General features: G+C 72.0%; 19 protein-coding genes and 1 tRNA gene. 12 read left to right on the forward strand and 8 right to left on the reverse strand.

The features are described 5' to 3' along the window. Positions 1-51: 51 nt before the first annotated feature. Entirely contained in the window at positions 52-1,752 is a 1,701-nt protein-coding gene (locus G7Z13_RS12835) for a beta-N-acetylhexosaminidase (RefSeq protein WP_165998865.1), read from the reverse strand. On the opposite strand from G7Z13_RS12835, the gene G7Z13_RS12840 reads away from it, so the two are divergent. The 3 genes from G7Z13_RS12840 (at position 1,751) to glmS (ending at position 4,838) form a co-directional block, all read left to right on the forward strand. Then, entirely contained in the window at positions 1,751-2,644 is an 894-nt protein-coding gene (locus G7Z13_RS12840; RefSeq protein ID WP_165998867.1) for a DUF4429 domain-containing protein, read from the forward strand. The two genes, G7Z13_RS12835 and G7Z13_RS12840, sit on opposite strands and share 2 nt — an antisense overlap. 96 nt (positions 2,645-2,740) lie before the next feature. Continuing rightward, a complete protein-coding gene (locus tag G7Z13_RS12845) occupies positions 2,741-2,998 on the forward strand; it encodes a hypothetical protein (RefSeq protein ID WP_165998870.1) in 258 nt (85 codons plus the stop codon). 22 nt (positions 2,999-3,020) lie between these two features. Beyond that, positions 3,021-4,838: a glutamine--fructose-6-phosphate transaminase (isomerizing) gene (gene glmS, locus G7Z13_RS12850; protein ID WP_165998872.1), complete on the forward strand. Its 1,818-nt coding sequence runs from the start codon at positions 3,021-3,023 to the stop codon at positions 4,836-4,838. 431 nt (positions 4,839-5,269) lie between these two features. Here the strand turns inward: glmS and G7Z13_RS12855 are convergent, their stop codons facing one another. Continuing rightward, positions 5,270-5,797 (reverse strand): universal stress protein, encoded by a 528-nt coding sequence (locus tag G7Z13_RS12855; protein WP_165998874.1) that lies wholly within the window; start codon positions 5,795-5,797, stop codon positions 5,270-5,272. Between the two features lie 329 nt (positions 5,798-6,126). Here G7Z13_RS12855 and G7Z13_RS12860 point away from each other — a divergent pair, with 329 nt between their 5' ends. From G7Z13_RS12860 to G7Z13_RS12875, 4 genes are all read left to right on the forward strand, one after another. Beyond that, positions 6,127-6,429, forward strand: a complete 303-nt coding sequence (locus G7Z13_RS12860) for a hypothetical protein (protein ID WP_165998876.1) — start codon at positions 6,127-6,129, stop codon at positions 6,427-6,429. 384 nt (positions 6,430-6,813) lie between these two features. Next, positions 6,814-8,097: a helix-turn-helix domain-containing protein gene (locus G7Z13_RS12865; protein WP_165998878.1), complete on the forward strand. Its 1,284-nt coding sequence runs from the start codon at positions 6,814-6,816 to the stop codon at positions 8,095-8,097. 117 nt (positions 8,098-8,214) lie between these two features. After that, positions 8,215-8,823 carry an oligoribonuclease gene (gene orn, locus G7Z13_RS12870; RefSeq protein WP_165998880.1) on the forward strand — a complete coding sequence of 203 codons (609 nt, stop codon included), beginning with the start codon at positions 8,215-8,217 and terminating at the stop codon, positions 8,821-8,823. A 109-nt stretch (positions 8,824-8,932) separates the two neighbouring features. Next, positions 8,933-9,005: transfer RNA gene (locus tag G7Z13_RS12875), tRNA-His, on the forward strand. A 646-nt stretch (positions 9,006-9,651) separates the two neighbouring features. Here the strand turns inward: G7Z13_RS12875 and G7Z13_RS12880 are convergent. After that, positions 9,652-10,707, reverse strand: a complete 1,056-nt coding sequence (locus G7Z13_RS12880) for a LacI family DNA-binding transcriptional regulator (protein ID WP_165998882.1) — start codon at positions 10,705-10,707, stop codon at positions 9,652-9,654. 363 nt (positions 10,708-11,070) lie between these two features. Here G7Z13_RS12880 and G7Z13_RS12885 point away from each other — a divergent pair, with 363 nt between their 5' ends. The 4 genes from G7Z13_RS12885 (at position 11,071) to G7Z13_RS12900 (ending at position 15,935) form a co-directional block, all read left to right on the forward strand. Beyond that, complete coding sequence (locus G7Z13_RS12885) at positions 11,071-12,387, forward strand: extracellular solute-binding protein (RefSeq protein ID WP_165998884.1); 1,317 nt, start codon at positions 11,071-11,073, stop codon at positions 12,385-12,387. A gap of 5 nt (positions 12,388-12,392) precedes the next feature. Further along, positions 12,393-13,412 (forward strand): sugar ABC transporter permease, encoded by a 1,020-nt coding sequence (locus G7Z13_RS12890; RefSeq protein ID WP_165998886.1) that lies wholly within the window; start codon positions 12,393-12,395, stop codon positions 13,410-13,412. 11 nt (positions 13,413-13,423) lie between these two features. Beyond that, complete coding sequence (locus G7Z13_RS12895; RefSeq protein ID WP_165998888.1) at positions 13,424-14,335, forward strand: carbohydrate ABC transporter permease; 912 nt, start codon at positions 13,424-13,426, stop codon at positions 14,333-14,335. Positions 14,336-14,474: 139 nt separating this feature from the next. Beyond that, a complete protein-coding gene (locus tag G7Z13_RS12900) occupies positions 14,475-15,935 on the forward strand; it encodes a GH1 family beta-glucosidase (RefSeq protein ID WP_165998890.1) in 1,461 nt (486 codons plus the stop codon). A gap of 180 nt (positions 15,936-16,115) precedes the next feature. Here G7Z13_RS12900 and G7Z13_RS12905 read toward each other — a convergent pair whose 3' ends face one another. The 3 genes from G7Z13_RS12905 to G7Z13_RS12915 form a co-directional block, all read right to left on the reverse strand. Beyond that, positions 16,116-17,588: a cellulose binding domain-containing protein gene (locus G7Z13_RS12905; RefSeq protein ID WP_165998892.1), complete on the reverse strand. Its 1,473-nt coding sequence runs from the start codon at positions 17,586-17,588 to the stop codon at positions 16,116-16,118. A 105-nt stretch (positions 17,589-17,693) separates the two neighbouring features. Beyond that, positions 17,694-19,097, reverse strand: a complete 1,404-nt coding sequence (locus G7Z13_RS12910) for a HAMP domain-containing sensor histidine kinase (protein WP_165998894.1) — start codon at positions 19,095-19,097, stop codon at positions 17,694-17,696. Continuing rightward, positions 19,094-19,828, reverse strand: a complete 735-nt coding sequence (locus G7Z13_RS12915; protein ID WP_165998897.1) for a response regulator transcription factor — start codon at positions 19,826-19,828, stop codon at positions 19,094-19,096. Before G7Z13_RS12915 ends, G7Z13_RS12910 begins: the two co-directional genes overlap by 4 nt. A 179-nt stretch (positions 19,829-20,007) precedes the next feature. On the opposite strand from G7Z13_RS12915, the gene G7Z13_RS12920 reads away from it, so the two are divergent. Next, positions 20,008-20,532, forward strand: a complete 525-nt coding sequence (locus G7Z13_RS12920) for a hypothetical protein (RefSeq protein ID WP_165998899.1) — start codon at positions 20,008-20,010, stop codon at positions 20,530-20,532. A 107-nt stretch (positions 20,533-20,639) separates the two neighbouring features. On the opposite strand, the gene G7Z13_RS12925 is transcribed toward G7Z13_RS12920, so the two are convergent. Next, a complete protein-coding gene (locus G7Z13_RS12925) occupies positions 20,640-21,509 on the reverse strand; it encodes a fused MFS/spermidine synthase (RefSeq protein ID WP_165998902.1) in 870 nt (289 codons plus the stop codon). A 159-nt stretch (positions 21,510-21,668) separates the two neighbouring features. Beyond that, positions 21,669-22,067 carry a hypothetical protein gene (locus tag G7Z13_RS12930; protein ID WP_240926484.1) on the reverse strand — a complete coding sequence of 133 codons (399 nt, stop codon included), beginning with the start codon at positions 22,065-22,067 and terminating at the stop codon, positions 21,669-21,671. Between the last annotated feature and the right edge of the window lie 224 nt (positions 22,068-22,291).

The following is a 22,291-nucleotide window of genomic DNA, read 5'->3' on the forward strand; positions in this document are numbered from 1 at the left end:
GCCCCGGAGTACGGTCCTCCGGGGCGCCCGTCCGCGGTGTCCGCCCCGTAGCTATGCCGCGGGCCAGTCGACCTGCGGAGACCTGTGGTAGCCGATGCCGAGCGCGTCCCAGCGCGGCGCCTGCGCCGCGAGCCGTGTCCGGTAGTCCTCCCAGTCGTGGGTGGCGGCCGGCGACCAGCCCAGCTCGGCGACGCCGGGCAGCCGGGGGAAGGCCATGTGGTCGATGTGTGCGGAGTTCTCGATCGTCTCCGTCCACAGCGGCGCCTCGACACCCCGGACGGCGTCCTGCGGCACGCCCGGCAGGTAGCTGCCCGGGTCCCAGTCGTAGGACCGCTTCACCTCGACGTATCCGGCCCAGGACAGGCCGAGCGGGGTGGTGCGGTCGTACTTCATGTCCAGGTAGACCCGGTCGGCGGGCGACAGGATGATCCCGGTGCCGCTCCGCGCCGCCTTCGCCACCTCGGCCTTCTCCTCGTCGCTGGTGCGGTCCAGGCCCCAGTACTGGGCGAGCGCGCCCCGGGCCGGACTCGCGCCGGTCAGCTGGTGCCAGCCGACGACGGTCTTGCCGTACCGCGCGACGACCGGCTGCACCCGCTCCATGAAGCGCGCGTAGTCGGCGTGGCTGGTGGAATGCGCCTCGTCACCGCCGATGTGCAGGTACCGGCCGGGGGTGAGGGCGGCCAGCTCCCGGATCACGTCGTCCACGAAGTCGTACGTCACCTCCTTGGGCACGCACAGCGAGCTGAAGCCCACGGCGGTGCCGGTGTAGAGCGGGGGCGCAACGCCGTCGCAGTTCAGCTCGGCGTACGAGGCGAGGGCCGCGTGGGTGTGGCCGGGCATGTCGATCTCCGGTACGACCTCCAGATGGCGGGCGGCGGCGTAGCGCACGATCTCCCGGTACTGCTCCTTGGTGTAGTGGCCGCCGGGTCCGCCGCCGACCTCGGTGGAGCCGCCGTACTCGGCGAGGCGCGGCCAGGAGTCGACGGCGATGCGCCAGCCCTGGTCGTCGCTGAGGTGCAGGTGCAGCTTGTTGAACTTGTACAGCGCCAGCCGGTCGACGTACCGCTTGACTTCGTCGACGGTGAAGAAGTGGCGGGCTACGTCGAGCATGGCGCCGCGCCAGGGGTAGCGCGGGGTGTCGCGGATGGTGCCGCCCGCGACCGGCCAGGGGCCGGGCTGGACGGTGTCCTCCTCGACGGCGGCGGGCAGCAGCTGGCGCAGGGTCTGCACGCCGTGGAAGAGCCCGGCGGGCCGGGCGGCGGTGAGGGTGATGCCGGCGGGTCCGCTGTCGAGGCGGTATCCCTCGGCGCCGTAGGGGCCGTCGTGGGCGAGGCGCAGCCGGATGCCGCCGGCGCCGTGGCGGGTGACGGGCAGCGGGTAGCCGGTGGCGGGCCGCAGCAGGTCCGCGAGGTACTCGCCGGCCGCGCGGGCCGCAGGGGAGTCGCCGACACGGATGCCGGTGGTGCCGGTGATGCGGTACGGGGGTCCGGCCTCGGTGACCGAGGCGGGGGCCGGGATCACCTGGGCGAGCGGCCTGGGCTCGACCGGTGCGGGCGCCGGGGCCGCGCCGGAGGTGAAGAGGCCGGTCGCCGCGACCAGGAGCAGGGAACCGAGAAGGTGCAGGGAACCGGGAAGGTGCAGTCTGTGCCGTCTCACACGCGCTCCCTTCGTCGGAATGGGTATAGACCACTCTCCCGCAGGCCCGTCTCCGGCAGAACCCTCCGGGCGGAACCGGTGAAACAATCCCCCCATGGCGGAAATCCTTCAGAAGGACGGGACTTGGGTCTTCGACGGCGACGCCCTGCGGCTGACTCCCGGGCGGGACAAGAACGTCGGCCTGCTGCGCCGGACCCTCGGTGAACTCGTCGTCCCGCTCCGCGCCCTGGCGGGCATCTCCTTCGAGCAGGGCCGGAAGTCGGGACGGCTGCGGCTGCGGCTGCGCGACGGCGCCGACCCCCTGCTGCAGGCGACGGGCGGCCGTCTGGCCGAGCCTCACGACCCCTATCAGCTGGTCGTCGAGCCGGACCGGTACGGCGTGGCCGAGTACTTCGCCGAGGAGGTGCGCAACGCCCTGCTGCTGGACCAGGTGCCGGCCGGCCCGGTCACCGGGTATCTGCTGCCGGGCCCGGCCGTGCCGCTGTCCGCCGCCGCCGGGGACGGCACGGCGAGCTTCGACGGCGAGCGGGTCCGGCTGGAGTGGAACTGGAAGACGGAGGACGCGAAGGCCGCCGCCGGCACCCGGGTGCTGCCGGTCGAGGACATCCTGGCCGTGGAGTGGCAGCCGGCGGCCGGGCTGGAGAACGGCTACCTGCGCTTCACCGTGCGCAACGCCCCCACCAAGCAGCCGCCCAAGTACGACCCGAACGCGGTCGAGCTGTGGGGCTTCAAGAAGGACCCGCTGATGGCCCTGGTCGCGGCGGCCGTCCAGGCCCGCCTGCCGCACCCGTCGGCGCCCGCCGCCCTGTCCGCGCCCGAGTCCGCCGACGTCGCCGCGCTCCCCGGCCCGCGGCCCGTCCCGGCCGAGGACGACCACGACGCCCTGCTGCGCCGCCTGCGCGAACTGGGCGAGCTGCACCGCTCCGGGGTGCTCACGGACGACGAGTTCACGATGGCCAAGCAGGCGGTGCTCAAGCGCATGCAGTGAGCCGCACCACAGGCGCCACCGCACCCACCCCTGAGCCCTGCCCGGAATCGGGCAGGATTCTTGCAAAACCCCTCCCCTTACTCCAGGATCTACCGGGTGCACGACGAACTGGTTGATCATCTGACGCGGTCCACGCCCCTCAGCCGGGGCGAGGCGCTGCGCGTGGTCCAGGACGTGCTCGCCTTCTTCGACGAGACGACCGAGGAGTACGTCCGTCGCCGCCACCGCGAGCTCCAGGCCCAGGGCCTGGTCAACGCGACGATCTTCGAGCGGATCGGGGCGGACCTCAAATACCGCGCGGTAGCCCCGCCGGAGCTGACGCTCAGGCAGCTGCGGCGGATCGTCTACGGCTAGAAACGGCTAGGAATACCCATATATGTGCGGAATCGTCGGATACATCGGCAAGCGGGACGTGGCACCCCTGCTCCTCGAAGGCCTCCAGCGCCTGGAGTACCGGGGCTATGACTCGGCCGGCATCGTCGTGACCTCCCCCAAGGCCGCCGGCCTGAAGATGGTCAAGGCCAAGGGCCGCGTACGCGACCTGGAGGCCAAGGTCCCGGCCCGCTTCAAGGGCACCACGGGCATCGCCCACACCCGCTGGGCCACCCACGGCGCCCCCTCCGACGTGAACGCCCACCCGCACCTGGACGCCGGGGGCAAGGTCGCCGTCGTCCACAACGGCATCATCGACAACGCCTCCGACCTGCGCCGCAAGCTGGAGGCGGACGGCGTCGAGTTCCTCTCCGAGACCGACACCGAGGTCCTCGTCCACCTGATCGCCCGCTCGCAGGCCGAGAAGCTGGAGGACAAGGTCCGCGAGACCCTGCGCCTCATCGAGGGCACCTACGGCATCGCCGTCCTGCACGCCGACTTCCCGGACCGCATCGTCGTCGCCCGCAACGGCTCGCCGGTCGTCCTCGGCATCGGCGAGAAGGAGATGTTCGTCGCCTCGGACATCGCCGCCCTGGTCACCCACACGCGGCAGATAGTGACCCTGGACGACGGCGAGATGGCCACGCTGAAGGCCGACGACTTCCGTACGTACACCACGGAGGGCACCCGGACCACGGCCGAGCCGACCACCGTGGAGTGGGAGGCCGCCTCCTACGACATGGGCGGCCACGACACCTACATGCACAAGGAGATCCACGAGCAGGCCGAGGCCGTGGACCGCGTGCTGCGCGGCCGGATCGACGACCGCTTCTCCACCGTGCACCTCGGCGGCCTCAACCTGGACGCCCGCGAGGCCCGCCGGATCCGCCGGGTGAAGATCCTCGGCTGCGGCACCTCGTACCACGCGGGCATGATCGGCGCCCAGATGATCGAGGAGCTGGCCCGCATCCCCGCGGACGCCGAGCCGGCCTCCGAGTTCCGCTACCGCAACGCGGTCGTCGACCCGGACACCCTGTACATCGCCGTCTCCCAGTCCGGTGAGACGTACGACGTCCTCGCCGCCGTCCAGGAGCTGAAGCGCAAGGGCGCCCGGGTGCTGGGCATCGTGAACGTGGTGGGCTCCGCCATCGCCCGCGAGGCCGACGGCGGCATCTACGTGCACGCGGGCCCCGAGGTCTGCGTGGTCTCCACCAAGTGCTTCACCAACACCTGCGTCGCCTTCGCCCTGCTCGCCCTGCACCTCGGCCGCACCCGCGACCTCTCCGTGCGCGACGGCAAGCGGATCATCGAGGGCCTGCGCAAGCTGCCCGGCCAGATCGCCGAGATCATGCAGCAGGAGGCGGAGATCGAGAAGCTGGCCAAGGCCTACGCCGACGCCCGCTCGATGCTCTTCATCGGCCGCGTCCGGGGCTACCCGGTCGCCCGCGAGGCCTCCCTGAAGCTCAAGGAGGTCTCCTACATCCACGCCGAGGCCTACCCGGCCTCCGAGCTGAAGCACGGCCCGCTGGCCCTGATCGAGCCGGCCCTCCCCACGGTCGCGATCGTCCCCGACGACGACCTGCTGGAGAAGAACCGCGCCGCCATGGAGGAGATCAAGGCACGCAGCGGCAAGATCCTCGCGGTCGCCCACCAGGAGCAGGAGAAGGCCGACCAGACCATCATCGTCCCCAAGAACGAGGACGAACTCGACCCGATCCTCATGGGCATCCCCCTCCAACTCCTCGCCTACCACACGGCCTTGTCCCTGGGCCGCGACATCGACAAGCCGAGGAACCTGGCCAAGTCGGTGACGGTGGAGTAGAGCGCCCTCCAGGGGCGCGGGGCTGTACCGATATGCGGCTCCGCCGCGCGGGCGCGACCAGCCCCCACCGCTCCGCAGCGGCCCACGCACGACAACGGACCCCCCGTGTCGCCCCAGACACGGGGGGTCCGTTCCCTGCGCGCCGGGGCACCGACACCCCGGCCGGCGCGGCCGGCCGGCAGCCGTCACACTCCGGCCCGCCGCACGCCGAGGCAGCCCCGTCGAAGAGCGAGTCGGCCGGCGAGGGTGGTGGTGCTCCCCGCGGAGACGTCGTCGCCCACGGCGGGCTCCCTTCGCGCATGTGCGGTGGTGCGGTGACCGGTATATGCCCTTCACAAGAGCACAAACACATCCACGAGTAAGCGAATTCTTCCGGCGCACCAAGGGAGTTGGGATTTCCCGTGCTCATCTCGCCCGGGACGAAGGGGGAGTTACGGGATCACGACGACGGGGCGCTTCGCCCGCTTGGCCAGCCGTCCGGCGACCGAGCCGAAGATCCGGCCGACGATGCCGTGCGTGGAGCCGACGACGATCGCGTCCGCCTCGTACTCCCGCCCGACTTCTTCCAGTTCGTGACAGATGTCGCCGCCGCGCTCGACCAGGATCCAGGGCACCTCGGCGAGATAGTCCGCGCAGGCCAGCTCCAGACCCAGCACCTCGGTGCGGTGGTCGGGGACATCGACGAAGACGGGCGGCTCGCAGCCCGCCCACACCGTGGTCGGCAGCCGGTTGGCCACATGGACGATGATCAGGCCGGACCGGGAACGCTGGGCCATGCCGATCGCGTACGCCAGGGCGCGCTCACTGGACGTGGAGCCGTCGAAGCCGACGACGACGCCGTGCTTGAAGGCGGGGTCGCACGCGTGGCGCGCCTCTTCCGCCGCCAGGGGCTCGGCCGCCGTGGGATCGGCGACGGGCCGCTTGCGGTCCGCGGGTTCGAAGAATTCGTGACCGGCCATGGCTGTCTCGGCGTTGTGATCCTTTATGGGTGGGACGACACACTGGGCGACGGCAATGTGCGGCGGAGCTGTGTCCGGGAATCATCTTCCCAACCCCATACCCCCAAGGGTACGGCGGCACGCCTCCTTAGCCCAGATCCCGCGCACCGTCCGTGGGCGGTTCACCGGAGCATGCACGAGGGTGCGCCCGTAACGCAATGGTTGCTGCCCCGTACAGGCGGTTTGCGCGAGATTCAGGCCACGGCCAGGTGACCGGCCGGCCAACCGGCCGTTGATCACCGTGAACCATCCCCGCGCACCGTCCGGGGAGCGGCAAGGGAGCACACCACATGTCCTCACAGTCCGGGCCGGACAGCGTGACCGACGTCGTCCGCTGGGCGGTGTTCAGCTGTGCCCTCGTCCCGGTGGTGCTCCTCTGGTACGGCACGTCGCTCGCCGGCGCGGCGGGCACCGCGCTCGGTCTCGCCGCCGTCACCGCCGCCTGCCGGCTGCTGTTGCGCCACGCGGAGCGGCGCGCGGCCCGGCCACTCACGGAGGACCCCGCTCCGCACCGCGGCCGGCACCACCGGACGGGCGCCGGGGCGCACCGCGGCGGACGGCCCGGCGGGCGCGGAAATACACCGGGCGGCTGACCGGTTTCCGCGCACGCGCCCGTATCTTTTCAGCCAACTTCTGGATGTCGTGCATCCCCCGTCCCGAGCACCCCCCACGCCCCGTTTGACCTGCACGGAAAGGGTCTCCGGTGCCGCGCGCACCCTACGCGCTTTGGCCACTGCGACGAGGCGCACTTCCCTGCACGGCCCGCGAGTGCAACGCTTCGTGATCGAATGCTTTACGCCAAGTTGCCAAGTCGACAATGTGCCTGGTGCCGAACTGGCCACCCCGGCACGGCGTGACGCAGTAGATTCGATTTCGATCTTGACTGTCTTACGGCGGGGGACTCGTGCAGGACCGAGGGGAAACGTGCAGGAGCGACACAACCGAGGAGCCGCGACCACCGAGGGGGGCTTAGCAGGATGAGCCACGACTCCACTGCCGCGCCGGACGCCGCGGCCCGGAAGCTCTCCGGGCGACGCCGCAAGGAGATCGTCGCGGTGCTGCTGTTCAGCGGCGGCCCCATCTTCGAGAGTTCCATACCGCTGTCGGTGTTCGGGATCGACCGCCAGGACGCCGGCGTGCCGCGCTACCGCCTGCTGGTCTGCGCCGGCGAGGAAGGTCCGCTGCGGACCACGGGGGGACTGGAACTCACCGCACCGCATGGCCTGGAGGCGATATCGCGGGCGGGCACGGTCGTCGTGCCGGCCTGGCGGTCGATCACCTCGCCGCCGCCGGAGGAAGCGCTCGACGCACTGCGCCGGGCGCACGAGGAAGGCGCCCGCATCGTCGGGCTGTGCACCGGCGCCTTCGTCCTCGCCGCGGCAGGCCTGCTGGACGGCCGTCCCGCGACCACACACTGGATGTACGCGCCGACGCTGGCCAAGCGCTATCCGTCGGTGCACGTGGATCCGCGCGAACTCTTCGTCGACGACGGAGACGTCCTGACGTCGGCGGGCACCGCGGCCGGCATCGATCTGTGTCTGCACATCGTGCGGACCGACCACGGCAACGAGGCGGCCGGGGCCCTGGCCCGCCGTCTGGTGGTGCCGCCGCGCCGGAGCGGAGGCCAGGAACGCTACCTGGACCGCTCTTTACCGGAGGAGATCGGCGCCGACCCGCTCGCCGAGGTCGTCGCCTGGGCGCTGGAACACCTCCACGAGCAGTTCGACGTGGAGACGCTGGCGGCCCGCGCGTACATGAGCCGGCGCACCTTCGACCGCCGGTTCCGGTCGCTGACGGGGAGCGCCCCGCTCCAGTGGCTGATCACCCAGCGGGTGCTCCAGGCGCAACGCCTGCTGGAGACGTCGGACTACTCGGTGGACGAGGTGGCGGGCCGCTGCGGCTTCCGCTCCCCCGTCGCGCTGCGCGGCCACTTCCGCCGTCAGCTCGGCTCGTCCCCGGCGGCGTACCGCGCCGCGTACCGGGCGCGCCGGCCGCAGGGCGAGAAGCAGACGGACCCGGAGACCACGCCGGCGCAGAACTCGTCCGGTCTGGGCATGGGCGCCGGTCAGCAGGGTCCGGGCGGCGCCGGCCAGTCCGGGCACGCCGCCGCCCACCACCACCAGGACCACCCGGTCCCGCTCCAGGCGCGCCGCACGGCGGCCGCGAGCGCGGTGGGCTCCTCCGCGTCGATGCCGGCGGACCACCGCGACGCGTATGTGCCGTCCCGCGTCGGCCTGCCGGGCCAGCGCAGCGGAACGTGACCGTGTGACCGCACCGCGGGGCCACGAGGTACTCCTCGTGGCCCTTCGGCGTCTCAGGGTCGCTGCCGCGCCCGAGGCGGGGGATCCGGCGCCGGCGGTCGGCCGTAATGTGGACGCATGAACGATCGCATGGTGTGGATCGACTGCGAGATGACCGGCCTCTCGCTGTCCGACGACGCGCTCATCGAGGTGGCCGCCCTCGTCACCGACTCGGAGCTGAACGTGCTCGGCGAGGGTGTGGACATCGTCATCCGTCCGCCGGAGCGGGCGCTGGAGACGATGCCGGAGGTGGTGCGGGAGATGCACACCGCGTCCGGGCTGCTCGCGGAGCTCCCGAACGGTACGACGCTGGCGGACGCCGAGGAGCAGGTCCTCGCGTACATCCGCGAGCACGTCAAGGAACCGGGCAAGGCCCCGCTGTGCGGCAACTCGGTCGGCACGGACCGCGGCTTCCTCCTGCGGGACATGCCGACCCTGGAGGACTACCTCCACTACCGGATCGTCGACGTCTCGTCGATCAAGGAGCTGGCGCGCCGCTGGTACCCCCGGGCCTACTTCAACAGTCCGGAGAAGAACGGCAACCACCGCGCCCTCGCCGACATCCGCGAGTCCATCGCCGAGCTGCGCTACTACCGCGAGGCGATCTTCGTCCCCCAGCCCGGACCCGACTCGGACACCGCGAAGACGATCGCCGCCAAGCACGTCCTCCCTGCTCAGCAGGGCTGACGAGGCCCGTGGGAGGGGCGCCGCGGAATGTGTGCGCGAGCACCCCTTCGGACCCTGTACACTTTTTCTCGGCCGGTCGGGGAAACGACAACGTCAACCGCCGGTCATGGTGGGTGTAGCTCAGCTGGTAGAGCACCTGGTTGTGGTCCAGGATGCCGCGGGTTCGAGTCCCGTCACTCACCCTGAACGATCAGCCGGTGACCTTCGGAAGAAGGTCACCGGCTGATCGCGTTTCCGGCCCCTGGGCGCCGGACTCACTGCAGCGCCTCGATCGCTCGAACGTCATCAGCGACCACCACACCGCGTCACCCGCGTAGTCGGTGACGCGTCCCCAGCGGGCTACCCGGACTGTCAGTGGCCGCTGACAGGATGGCGATCACGAGTGGGATCATCTCCTACAACACCGCCGACAAGGCCGACGTCCTCTCCTTTCTCGGCGCCGCAGGGAACCTCACCGCCGAGCAGGAGCGTGTGCTGGGCATGATGCGGGAGCGGGCGTGCAGGAGTCAGGAGGATCTTGACCGTCAGGGGGTCGACTGGGGGCTGTCCATACCCGGCGCGCTGGAGGACCATCTCGTGGCAGGGCGGGCCGACTCGGACGCCTCCTACGCGGCCTGTTCCCGCTCGCCAAGGCCAAGCCGGCCGCCGGCGCCTGTCGCGCGGTGCTCGACCGGGTGGAGCGGAGCTTCCGGTACGACCTGCGGGAGCTGATCGAGAAGTTGGAGTTCGAGCACTCCGAGTGGGAGTACGCGACGGCGAAGATCGATGGGTACACCCGGACACGATCTTCTTTTCCCTCACGGGCTGATCCGGACGCGAGGGCCGCTGTCAGGAAGAAGCCCGCTCCACCAGTTCCGTCGCCAGCACCACCTGTCGCCGCTCCAGCCCCCGGGACACCGCCGGCCTGCGGTCCGCGATCTCGTCGAGGAGGAGGCCGATCATGCGGCGGCCCATCTCCTGGATGGGCTGGCGGACGCTGGTGAGGGGCGGGTCCATGTGGCGGGCGATGGCGGAGTCGTCGTAGCCGACGAGGGCGACGTCGTCGGGGATGTGGCGGCCGGCCTCGCGCAGGGCGTGGCGGGCGCCCGCCGCGGTGACGTCGGAGGCCGCGAAGACGGCGTCCAGGTCGGGGTGGCGGGAGAGGAGCTCGGCCATCGCGCGCCGGCCGCCTTCCTCCGTGAAGTCGCCGGGTTCGATCAGGCTCTCGTCCACCTCGTGGCCGGCGTCGGTGAGGGCGTCGCGGTAGCCGTCGACGCGGCGCTGGGCGCCGTAGACGTCGAGGCGGCCGGTGATGTGGGCGATGCGGGCGCGGCCGCGGGACAGCAGGTGCTCGACGGCGGAGCGGGCGCCGCCGTAGTTGTCTGAGTCGACCGAGGTCAGGGTCTCCGCCGCGGAGCGGGGGCCGCTGATCACCGCGGGGATCTCCAGCTGCGCCAGGAGGTCGGGCAGCGGGTCGTCGGCGTGGACCGAGACGAGGAGGACGCCGTCGACGCGGTGGGCGGCGAGGTACTGGGCGAGCCGGCGGCGCTCGCGGTCGCTGCCCGCGAAGATCAGCAGCAGCTGCATCTCGGTGTCGGAGAGTTCCGCGCCGACACCGCGCAGCATGTCCGAGAAGTACGGTTCCGCGAAGAAGCGGGTCTCCGGCTCGGGGACGACGAGCGCGATGGCGTCGGTGCGGTTGGCGGCGAGGGCGCGGGCGGCCGTGTTGGGGACGTAGCCGAGTTCGGCGACCGCCGCCTCCACCGCCGCGCGGGTCGCGTCGCTGACCCGGGGAGAGCCGTTGATGACCCGGGAGACCGTGCCGCGGCCGACTCCGGCGCGTGCCGCGACCTCCTCCAGGGTCGGCCGCCCGCCGCTGCGACCGCGCGCTCCGTGGCTTGCCATGGGCTTCGCCCTCCCTCGTACACCCGTTGGCCTGGAATGTAACAGTGGTTCGGGCTTCTGGCCCCGGGGGGAGCGCGGGCGACCCGACCGACGGATTCCAGTTAACAGGCCGATAACTGAACGCATCTCTCCGCGTCCGGTCCCTTGACACCCCCGCTCGTAGCCACGAACCTTCAACACATCACCGATGGGAGCGCTCCCACACTACCTGGCACATACACATCCCGCACGTTCCCCGCCCGAGCCGCAGCGTCATACAGCAATCAGGCAAGACCCACGTACCATCGCGCAACACTCTGCACCACGGGACAACCAAGCAATTCTGGCCGGGGGGTCGGCACGTCAGGGCAACAGGAGGACCCAATGCGAGCATCTACCCGAATCCGCCGCAAGGCGGTCGTCCTCGCGGCCGTCGCGTCGCTGGGCACCGGGCTGCTGGCCGGCTGTGCCGACGACGGCAAGAACGAGTCCCCGTCCGGCGACGGGGACGCCGCCGGCAAGACCACCATCACCCTGGGACTCTTCGGCACGTTCGGCTTCAAGGAGGCCGGGCTCTACGACGAGTACATGAAGCTCAACCCCGACGTCGTCATCAAGGAGAACGTCGTCGAGCGCAACGAGAACTACTACCCCGCGCTCATCAACCACCTGACCACCAACAGCGGTCTGATGGACATCCAGGGCGTCGAGGTCGGCAACATCGCCGAGATCGTCTCCACCCAGTCCGACAAGCTGCTCGACCTGTCGAAGTACGGCAAGAAGAGCGACTACCTGGAGTGGAAGTGGCAGCAGGCCACCACCCCGGACGGCCAGACGGTGGGTCTCGGCACCGACGTCGGCCCGATGGCCGTCTGTTACCGCAAGGACCTCTTCGAGCAGGCCGGCCTGCCCACCGACCGCGAGGAGGTCGCCAAGCTGTGGGCGGGCGACTGGAAGAAGTTCGTCGACGTCGGCCGTGACTACCAGAAGAAGGCGCCCAAGGGCACCACCTTCATGGACTCCCCCGGCGGTCTGATCAACGCCATCCTCAGCAGCGAGACCGAGCGGTTCTACGACTCCTCCGGCAAGGTCGTCTACAAGCAGAACCCGGCCGTGAAGGCCGCCTTCGACCTGACCGCCGAGGCCGCCGAGGACGGTCTGGTCGGCAACCAGACCCAGTTCCAGCCCGCCTGGGACACCACGATCGCCAACAGCAAGTTCGCCGCGATGTCCTGCCCGCCGTGGATGCTCGGCTACATCAAGGGCAAGTCGAAGCCCGAGGCGAAGGGCAAGTGGGACGTCGCCCAGGCGCCCAAGTCCGGCAACTGGGGCGGCTCCTTCCTCGCCGTGCCGAAGTCCGGCAAGAACGCCGAGGAGGCCGCCAAGCTGGCCGCCTGGCTGACCGCCCCCGAGCAGCAGGCCAAGCTGTTCAAGGTGCAGGGCAGCTTCCCGAGCACCCCGGCCGCGTACACCATGCCGGAGGTCACCGGCGCCAAGAACGACATGACCGGTGACGCCCCGATCGGCGAGATCTTCGCCCAGGCCGCCAAGAACGCCCCGGTCCAAGTGATCGGCCCGAAGGACCAGATCATCCAGCAGGGCCTCACCGACAACGGCGTCATCCTGGTCGCCCAGGGCAAGTCGCCCGAGGAGGCCTGGGAGAACGCCGTGAAGACCATCGACAACAACCTGGACCAGTGACCCGTATGACCACTGGGCACGACACAGCCGCCGCGGCCCCCTCCAAGGAGGGGGGCGCGGCCCCGGGCCGCCCGCCCGGCGATCCCGCCGCCGCCGACAAGGAGCGGCGCCGACGGGCCCGGCTGTCCCGCCGCTGGCAGCGGGACGTGCGCTGGAGCCCGTACGCGTTCGTCTCGCCGTTCTTCCTGCTGTTCGTGGCGTTCGGCCTGTTCCCGCTGATCTACACGGGCTGGGCCTCGCTGCACAAGGTGGAACTGACCGCGCCCACCGACATGGACTGGGTGGGCCTGCGCAACTACACCCGGATCTTCGACGACGAGTTCTTCTGGAACGCGGCGCAGAACACCCTGACGATCGGGATCATCTCGACCGTCCCGCAGCTGCTGATGGCGATGGGCCTGGCCCACATCCTCAACTACAAGCTGCGCGCCTCGACCTTCTACCGCGTCGCGATGCTCGCGCCGTACGCGACCTCGATCGCCGCCGCCTCGCTGGTCTTCGTGCTGCTCTTCGGCCGCGACTACGGCATGATCAACTGGGCGCTGGGCCTGGTCGGCGTCGACAACATCGACTGGCAGAACGAGACCTGGGCCTCCCAGGTCGCCGTGTCGACGATCGTGATCTGGCGCTGGACGGGCTACAACGCGCTGATCTATCTCGCGGCGATGCAGGCGATCCCGCAGGACCTGTACGAGTCGGCGGCACTGGACGGCGCCAACCGCTGGCAGCAGTTCTTCCACGTCACGCTGCCCTCGCTGCGGCCGACGATCCTGTTCACCTGTGTCGTCTCCACGATCGGCGCCTCGCAGCTGTTCGGCGAGCCGCTGCTGTTCGACGCGAACAAGGGCGCCTCGGGCGGATCCCAGCACCAGTTCCAGACGCTCGGCCTGTACCTGTACGAGCAGGGCTGGGTGAACCAGCACCTGGGCCGGGCCTCCGCCATCGCCTGGACGATGTTCCTGATCCTCATCCTGATCGGGATCGTCAACTACGTCATCTCGCGCCGGCTGCGCGCCAGTAGTTAGGAGAACCGGCCGTGACGACGACGACCTTGACTCCCCCGGATCCGGACCGGACCGACCAGGCGCCCGCACGCTCGCGCCGGCCCCGGTCCGCGCGGGCGGGCGGGCAGCTGCACGCCGGCCCGGTCGCCTACGTGGTCCTCGCCCTGTTCACCATCGGCTCGCTGTTCCCGCTGGTGTGGACGGCGATCGCCGCCTCGCGTGACAACAACCGGCTGGCCCAGACGCCGCCGCCGTTCTGGTTCGGCGCCAACCTGTTCGACAACCTCGAACTGGCCTGGACCGACGCCAACCTGGGCGAGGCGTTCCTCAACACCACCATCGTGGCGGGCATCTCGGCGGCCACCATCGTCTTCCTGTCGACGATCGCCGGGTTCGCCTTCGCCAAGCTGCGGTTCAAGGGCCGCAACGCGATGATGCTGATCGTGATCGGCACGATGATGGTGCCGCCGCAGCTCAGCGTGATCCCGCTGTACATGATGGTCGCCAAGCTGGACTGGACCGACCAGCTCCAGGCGGTGATCTTCCCGTCGCTCGTCAGCGCGTTCGGTGTGTTCTTCATGCGGCAGTACCTGATCCAGGCGCTGCCGGACGAGATCATCGAGGCCGCCCGGATGGACGGCGCGAGCAGCTGGCGCGTGGTGTGGCACGTGGTGTTCCCGGCGGCGCGGCCCGCGATGGCCGTGCTGGGCATGCTGATGTTCGTGCAGACCTGGAACGACTTCCTGTGGCCGTTCCTGGTGCTGACCCAGACCGGCAACCCCACGGTGCAGGTCGCCGTGGCGGGCCTGGGCCGCGGCTACACCCCCGACCAGTCCCTGATCATGGCGGGTGCGCTGCTCGGCACGCTGCCCCTGCTGCTGGTCTTCGCGATCTTCGGCAAGCAGATCGTGGGCGGCATCATGCAGGGCGCGGTCAAGGGCTGACGCGGCATCCGCGCGCGTGCGCATCTCCTCGGGGGCCGGGTCACCGCCGCCTCGGCCCCCTGTCCTCCCCCGCCGCTTCGCCACCCCCCTTTCCTTCCTGTCCTCCATCGGTCTCCACGACCCCAATGGGAGCGCTTCCATGCCTGAGCCCGTGAATCCGGTGACCCCGGCGACCCCGGCCACCCCCGACTCCTTCCCCCCGGCCTTCCTCTGGGGCGCGGCCACCTCCGCGTACCAGATCGAGGGCGCGGTCCGCGAGGGCGGCCGGACGCCGTCGATCTGGGACACCTTCAGCCATACGCCGGGCAAGACGGCCGGCGGGGATCACGGTGACATCGCCGTCGACCACTACCACCGCTTCCGCGAGGACGTGGCCCTGATGGCGGAGCTGGGCCTGACCGCCTACCGGTTCTCCATCTCGTGGTCCCGGGTACAGCCCACCGGCCGCGGCCCGGCCGTCCAGGTGGGCCTGGACTTCTACCGCCGCCTGGTCGACGAGCTGCTCGCGCACGGCATCAAGCCGGCCGTCACCCTCTACCACTGGGACCTGCCGCAGGAGCTGGAGGACGCGGGCGGCTGGCCCGAGCGCGACACGGCGTACCGCTTCGCGGAGTACGCGCAGATCGTCGGCGAGGCGCTGGGCGACCGCGTGGAGCAGTGGATCACCCTGAACGAGCCCTGGTGCAGCGCCTTCCTGGGCTACGGCTCCGGCGTGCACGCGCCGGGCCGTACCGAGCCGGCGGCGACCCTGCGCGCCGCGCACCACCTCAACCTGGCGCACGGCCTGGGCGCGAAGGCGCTGCGGTCGGTGATACCGGCCCGCAACACGGTCGCGATCTCGCTCAACTCGTCGGTGGTCCGCGCGGTGTCGCAGGACCCGGCGGACCTGGCGGCCCGGCAGAAGATCGACGACCTGGCCAACGGCATCTTCCACGGCCCGATCCTGCACGGCGCCTACCCGCGGGGCCTGTTCGAGGCGACGTCCTCGCTCACCGACTGGTCGTTCGTGCAGGACGGCGATCTGGCGCTCATCAACCAGCCGCTGGACGCGCTGGGCCTCAACTACTACACGCCGACCCTGGTGTCGGCGGCGGACCCGTCGGCGGGCGGCCCGCGGGCCGACGGGCACGGGGCGAGCGAGCACTCGCCGTGGCCGGCCGCGGAGGACGTGGCGTTCCACCAGACGCCGGGCGAGCGCACGGAGATGGGCTGGACGATCGACCCGACCGGCCTGCACGAGCTGATCATGCGCTACACCCGGGAGGCCCCGGGCCTGCCGCTGTACGTCACCGAGAACGGGGCGGCCTACGACGACAAGCCCGACGCCGAGGGCCGCGTCCACGACCCGGAGCGGATCGCCTATCTGCGCGGCCACCTCGCGGCCGTGCGCCGGGCGATCACGGACGGCGCGGACGTGCGCGGGTACTACCTGTGGTCCCTGATGGACAACTTCGAGTGGGCGTACGGCTACGGCAAGCGGTTCGGCGCGGTGTACGTGGACTACGCGACGCTGGAGCGGACGCCGAAGTCGAGCGCGCTGTGGTACGGGCAGGTGGCGCGGTCCGGGGCGCTGCCGCCTGAGGTGGAGGAAGTGGCCTGACGGCGGCTGTCCGACACCGGCTGCGTGACGGCCGGGCGCCTGACCTCGGCCGCCCGGCCCTGGCCGCCTGACCTCGGCGCCTGGCCTCGGCCGCCCGGCCTGGGCCGCCCGGCCCTGGGGAAAGGGGAGCGGGGCGCGACACTGTGGGGGTGTCGCGCCCCGCGCTTTTCCTGCGGGGGGTCACTTGTAGGCGGCGAAGGCCTTCGTGAAGGCGTACTTCTCCTGGAGGACGGAGCTGCACGTGGCGTCGGCGTGGTTCTGCGCCCCGCCGGGGCACTGCTTGTCGCGGGTGCCGGACCACATGGACAGCCAGCCGAGGCCCTTGGCCTTGGCGAAGTTCACCAGCTGGGTTGCGTCGTCGACCGTGAAGACCTCGGTGGTCACATCGTTGACACCGATCATCGGGGTGACGGCGACCGTCTTCCAGGCGGCGCTGTCGGAGAGTCCGAGGACGCTCTTGAGCTGGGCCTGGGTGGCGGTGGCGGCCTGCTCGGCGTAGGTGCCCATGTCGCCGCTGTAGGCCGGGCCGTAGTCCATGGCCATGATGTTGACCGTGCTGATCCGCACGCCGTTCCGCTTTGCGTCGGCGAGGAGGCTGACGCCGTCCTGGGTGAGGCCTTCGGGCATGACCGGGAGGGTGAAGGAGACGTCCAGGCCGGGGTGGCGCTGCTGGAGCGCGGCGATGGCCTGGGCGCGGCGGGTGTTGGCCGCGGCGTTCGGCAGCGCGCCGCCCTCGACGTCGAAGTCGACCTTGGTGAGCCGGTAGGCGTCGACCACCTTGCCGTAGGCCGCGGCCAGCGCGTCCGCGGAGGAGCAGGCGGTGGCCAGTTCGCTGCCGGCCGCGCCGCCGAAGGAGACCCGGACGTCGCCGCCCTTGGCGCGCAGGGCGCCGATCTGCCCGGCGACCGCGTCGCTCGCCAGGTCGGTTACGCCGCCCCACTTGGGGGTGCAGCCGCCGCCGTCGGTGACGAAGGCGAGGTTGTAGTCCTTCACTCCGGTGGCCTCGACGGCGGCGGCCAGGTCGAAGGCCGGGTACAGGGAGGTGTCGACGTACGGGGCGAAGGCCGCGCCGGAGGGGGTGCCGGTGCTCTGCGTGGGCGCGGGGGCGGTGGGGGCCGGGGCGGTGGGGGTCGGCTTCGCCGTCTGGGAGGGGGCCGTGGTGGGGGTCGGGGACTGGGTGGGGGCCGGCGTGCGGGTGGGGCGACCGGTCGGCTCGGGGGTGGCGCCGTCGTCGGTGGAACAGGTGGCGCCGTCGACACGGCAGCCGGTGGGGTCGCCGGTGCCGTTGACGACGAAGCCCACGGTGACGGTCTCGCCGGGTGCCAGGCCGTCCTTGTCCCAGGCGGGCGGGGCGACCGTGACGTGCTGTCCGCTCACCGTGGACTCGCCGTTCCACAGGGAGCCGAGGCGGGATCCGGCGGGCAGGTCGAACTCGAGCTTCCAGTCGGTCTTGGCGCGGTCGGTGCCGCTGGTGACGACGTACTGCCCGGTGTAGCCGGTGGACCAGTCGCTGGTCCGCGTGTACGCGGCGCCGACGCCGGCCGCCTGGGCGGTGCCGGTGAACAGGAGCGCGCCGCCGCCCGCCACGGCCGCCGCGACGACACCGCCGATGGCCTTGTTCCTGCCGCTGATCCTGCGCCGGTGCGTGCTCATCGTGTGGTGCCTCACTGCTCGGGTTCGGGGTGCGGCAGCACGCTAGCGATCCGGAATCGGGCAAAACTCCTCATCCAGGCCGGAGTACGGGATCTTAGGGTGCGCTTAAGGAAGGGATCGGGACCGGTTAAAGGTCGCGGCCGTGACGCGCGGTCGGCGTCTTCGCACCGCCCCGCGGTGGCCTTTGCGCACCGGCTCCCGGCCGTCCAGCTGGATCCAGACGCGCACCTCGGTGCCGCCGAGCACCGAGCGGCCGATGCGGACGTCGCCGCCGGTGGACTCCGCGAGCCGGCGCACGATGTCCAGCCCGAGGCCGGTCGAGCCGTCGCTGCCGGAGCCCCGGCCGCGCGCCATCGCCGCCTCGGGGTCGGCTATGCCGGGGCCCGCGTCCGAGACCAGCACGATCACCGCGTCGTCACCGTTGTGGACGTCGACCGCGAACGCGGTGCCCTCGGGGGTGTGCCGGAAGACGTTGCCGAGCAGCGCGTCGAGGGCGGCGGCGAGGTCGGCGCGGGCCACGGGGATGCGCACCGGCCGGTCGACCCCGGCCAGGCGCACCGTACGGCCCTCGTCCTCGGCGAGCGCCGACCAGAACGCCATCCGCTCGCGGACCACCTCGGCCGCGTCGCAGCCGGCGCCCGGACCGGGTGCGGCGGTCTGCGGTCTGGCCTCGCGGGCGGTGCGGATGATGGTGTCGACCTCGCGCTCCAGCTGGGCGACGGCGGCCCGGGTCTGCTCGGCGGCCGGGCCGTCGCCGAGCGAGGCGGCGTTGAGCCGCAGCACGGTCAGCGGGGTGCGCAGCCGGTGGGAGAGGTCGGCGGCCAGCTCCCGCTCGTTGGCGAGGAGCTGCACGACCTGGTCGGCCATGGAGTTGAACGCGACGGCCGCCAGCCGCAGTTCGGTCGGGCCGTCCTCCGGCACGCGGGCGCCCAGCCTGCCCTCGCCCAGCTCGCGCGCCCCCTCGACCAGGCGCTGCGCGGGCCGCACCATGCGCACGCCGAGCCGGTCGGCGACCGCGACCGAGCCGACGATCAGGGCCAGGCCGACCCCGGCGAGCACCGCCCAGGCGGTGCCGACGCCCTTGCTGACGGCGGTGTCCGGGATGTACACCTCGACGACGGCGAACCGGCCCGAGCTGAGCGCGACCGGCTGGAGCAGCGCGGAACCGCCGGGCACCTCGGCGGTGGAGGCACGGCCCAGCTTCCGGGTGGCGGCGATGTCCGCGTCGGCGGCCCGCTGCCGGCCGATCTCGACGGGGCCGGTGCCGTCCGCCGCCGGGATGTGCACGGCCATCCCGGCGGCGGAGCCGGCGGCGGCCACGACGCGTTCCAGCTGGGCGCGGTCGGTGGTGATGGACAGGGCGGGGGCGATCTCGGCGGCGTCCCGCTCGGCGTCGGAGAAGGCGCGGTCGCGGGCCATCTCCTTGATGACGAGCCCGAGCGGCACGGCGAAGGCCACGACGACCATGGCGGTGACCGCGAGCGCGACCTTCACCAGGGCCCACCTCATCGCGCGGGCTCCCCTGCCGGGGGCGGCGCCGACGAGGGCCGCGCCGCCGGGGGCTCCAGTTTCACGCCGACTCCGCGCAGGGTGTGCAGATAGCGCGGGCGGGCCGCCGTCTCGCCCAGCTTGCGGCGCAGCCAGGACAGATGGACGTCGATGGTCTGGTCGTCGCCGTAGGACTGCTGCCAGACCTCCGCGAGCAGTTGCCGGCGGGGGACGACCACGCCGGGGCGGGCGGCGAGGAAGGCGAGCAGGTCGAACTCACGGCGGGTCAGGTCCAGGCGTACGCCGTTCAGTTCGGCCTGGCGGCGCAGTGGGTCGACGGTGAGCCCGCCCACCCGCAGCGCCGGGGAGGCCGGGGCCTGGTCCGTGCCCGCGCGGGAGCGGCGCAGCACGGCGGCCATCCGCGCGGACAGGTGCTCCACGGAGAACGGCTTGGTCAGGTAGTCGTCGGCGCCCGCGTTCAGCAGGCGGACGATCTCCGTCTCGTCGTCCCGGGCGGTGGCGATGATGACGGGGACGTCGGTGATGCCGCGCAGCATCTTCAGGGCCTCGGACCCGTCCAGATCGGGCAGTCCGAGGTCGAGGACGACCACGTCGAAACGGTGATGGGCGACCTCGCGCAGCGCCTCCAGCGCGGTGCCGACACTGCGCACGGTGTGGGCCGCGTCGGTCAGATGCCGGATGAGCGCGGAGCGTACGAACTGGTCGTCCTCGACCACGAGCACACTTGCCATGCGCCGCACCGTACGCCATGCGGGCGACACGGGTCCGGGCCCTGTGGACAACCGGCGGGTTGTGGACAACCCCCGTGCCGGCGACGGCGGTGACTGTGACGGCTGGGACCGCAGTGGCCGGACGGGAGTGGGGGCAGCGGGCGGACAGGAGTGGCGTGCGTGGGGCAGTATGGCCCGCGATGCTCAGAGGAGTCGTACACGTACTGGCCTGGTCGCTCGCCACCGGCGCGGCGACCACCCTGTCGTGGTGGGGCGTTCACACCGTGATGGCGGGAACTGCCTACGATCCGCCGCGCGCCCTTCCGGTCGTCTCGGCCGAGCCCACCGCCGTGCCGGACGAGCCGCCGCCCACCTCGGCGAGCACCCGCCGCCCGCAGCCGCCGACGAGCGCCCCCGCCGCCACGCGCCGCCCGGACCCGGCACCGTCCCGGACCCCGGCCGCCCGGCCGAGCGCGTCCCCGCCGGCCTCCGCGACCGCGTCCGGCCGGGTGCGCAGCTACACCACCGAGGGCGGCCGGGCCGTGTTCGACCTGGGCGAGAGCTCCGCGACGCTGGTGTCGGCGACACCGGGGGCGGGCTGGTCGATGCAGGTGTGGAAGACGCAGACGTGGATCCGGGTGGAGTTCAGTTCGGGCGCCGAGCGGGTGTCGGTCTTCTGCACCTGGCACGACGGCCCGCCGCGCGTGGAGATCGGCACGTACTGAGGCGGCCGCGAGCGCGTGGAACGCGTGGCGCGCTCGGAGTGCATGGCGCGCGTGGCGCGGCGTGGCGCGCGTGGCGCGCACTGTGGCGGCGGGAGCGGACGGCGGAGTCAGCGGAAGACGGACTCCGGGGGCGCGGGTGAGGCGACCGCCGCCGCGTCCGTGACGGGGGAGGCGCCGCCGGTGAAGTCGGTGAGCGCCCTGCCGTGTTCGACCCGGCCCGGGTGCGGGTCGGAGGCGGCCCGGCGGGTCAGCTCGGCGACCGGCAGGGGCAGGTCGGAGGCGACGAGTACGGCGTTGCCGAACCGCTTGCCGCGCAGCACGGCCGGGTCGGCGACCAGCGCCAGCTCGGCGAACCGGGCCGCGGCGGTGGCGATCTGGCCGCGCAGGTGGGCGAGGGGCGGGCCGTCGGCGAGGTTCGCGGCGTAGACACCGCCGGGCTTCAGCGCCCTGCGGACCTCGTCCAGGAACTCCGTCGAGGTGAGGTGGGCGGGGGTGCGGGCGCCGCTGAAGACATCGGCGATGACCAGGTCGGCCCAGCCGTCCGCGACCTTGGCGAGCCCTTCCCGCGCGTCCGTCGAGCGCACCCGGATGCGCGCGTTCGGCGCCAGCGGCAGCTCTCTGCGGACCAGTTGGACGAGGGGCGCGTCCCGCTCGACGACCTGCTGGGTGGAGCGGGGGCGGGTGGCGGCGACGTAGCGCGCCAGGGTCAGGGCGCCGCCGCCGAGGTGGACGGCGGTCAGGGGCCGGCCGGGCGGGGCGGCGAGGTCGATGACATGGCCGAGCCGCCGCTGGTACTCGAACGACAGATACGCCGGATCGTCCAGGTCAACGTGCGACTGCGGCGCCCCGTCGATCAGCAGCGTCCAGGCCCGCGCCCGGTCCCGGTCGGGTATCAGCTGCGCCAGCCCACCGTCCACGGCCTCGACGACCCCCTCCGCGGCACCCCCCGCCCGCCGGGCCTTCCTGGACTTTCCCATCCAGCCATTATCAGGGCACCGGGCTGGAGCGGCGCAGCAGGCAGGGGAGGGCGACGAGTGCGGGCTCGGTGGGCCCCCGCCTGGCGACCGGTAGACCGCAGGGCCGGGAGGTCGACGGCCCGTAGGCCGGCCCGGCGGCCGACGGGCCCACCCCGGTCGTCAGCGGCAGCTGTCCGCCGCCGCGATGATCCGGGCCGCCTCCCCCAGCGCCCGGCGCAGGACGGCGGGGTCGGTGGCGGTGTCGGACTCGCCGGGTGGGAGGAGCCAGCAGGTGCAGTCGCCGTCGGGGGTGCCGGGGGCGGCCGGTGCGGGGACGAGGCTGAGGCCGCGGCCGTCGGTCTCCGTACAGGTGCTGCCGGGGACGTCCCAGGCCGCCGCGGTGCCGGGCGGCACCAGGAAGCCGAGGGTGTCGCCGTGGTCGTCGTGCAGGACGGGGCCGACGCCGTCCCCGTCGCCGCGCCGCAGGATGTCGACCGCCTCGAGGCCCTGCCGGGCCGGGACCGTCACCAGGTCCCAGGCGGCCTGCGCGTACGTGTCGGTGCTCTGGCTGGTCTCCATCCCGGCCTCCACCACGGAACCCCTCCTTGCGCCGGCGGTTCGGGAGTCGGGCGGCTCCCGGTCCGTCGTGTCCAACGCGCGACGGCGTCAACGGCAACGGCGGAAGACCGCCGCAAAGGATGGCAGTTCATGGCAGATGACGGATGACATATCCGGTTTTGTAGCCAAACACAGCGTGCCGAACCGGCGACAGCAGGTACGTTCTTGCCCGCCGGAAATCAAGG

The organism is Streptomyces sp. JB150, from assembly GCF_011193355.1.
Classification (GTDB): domain Bacteria; phylum Actinomycetota; class Actinomycetes; order Streptomycetales; family Streptomycetaceae; genus Streptomyces.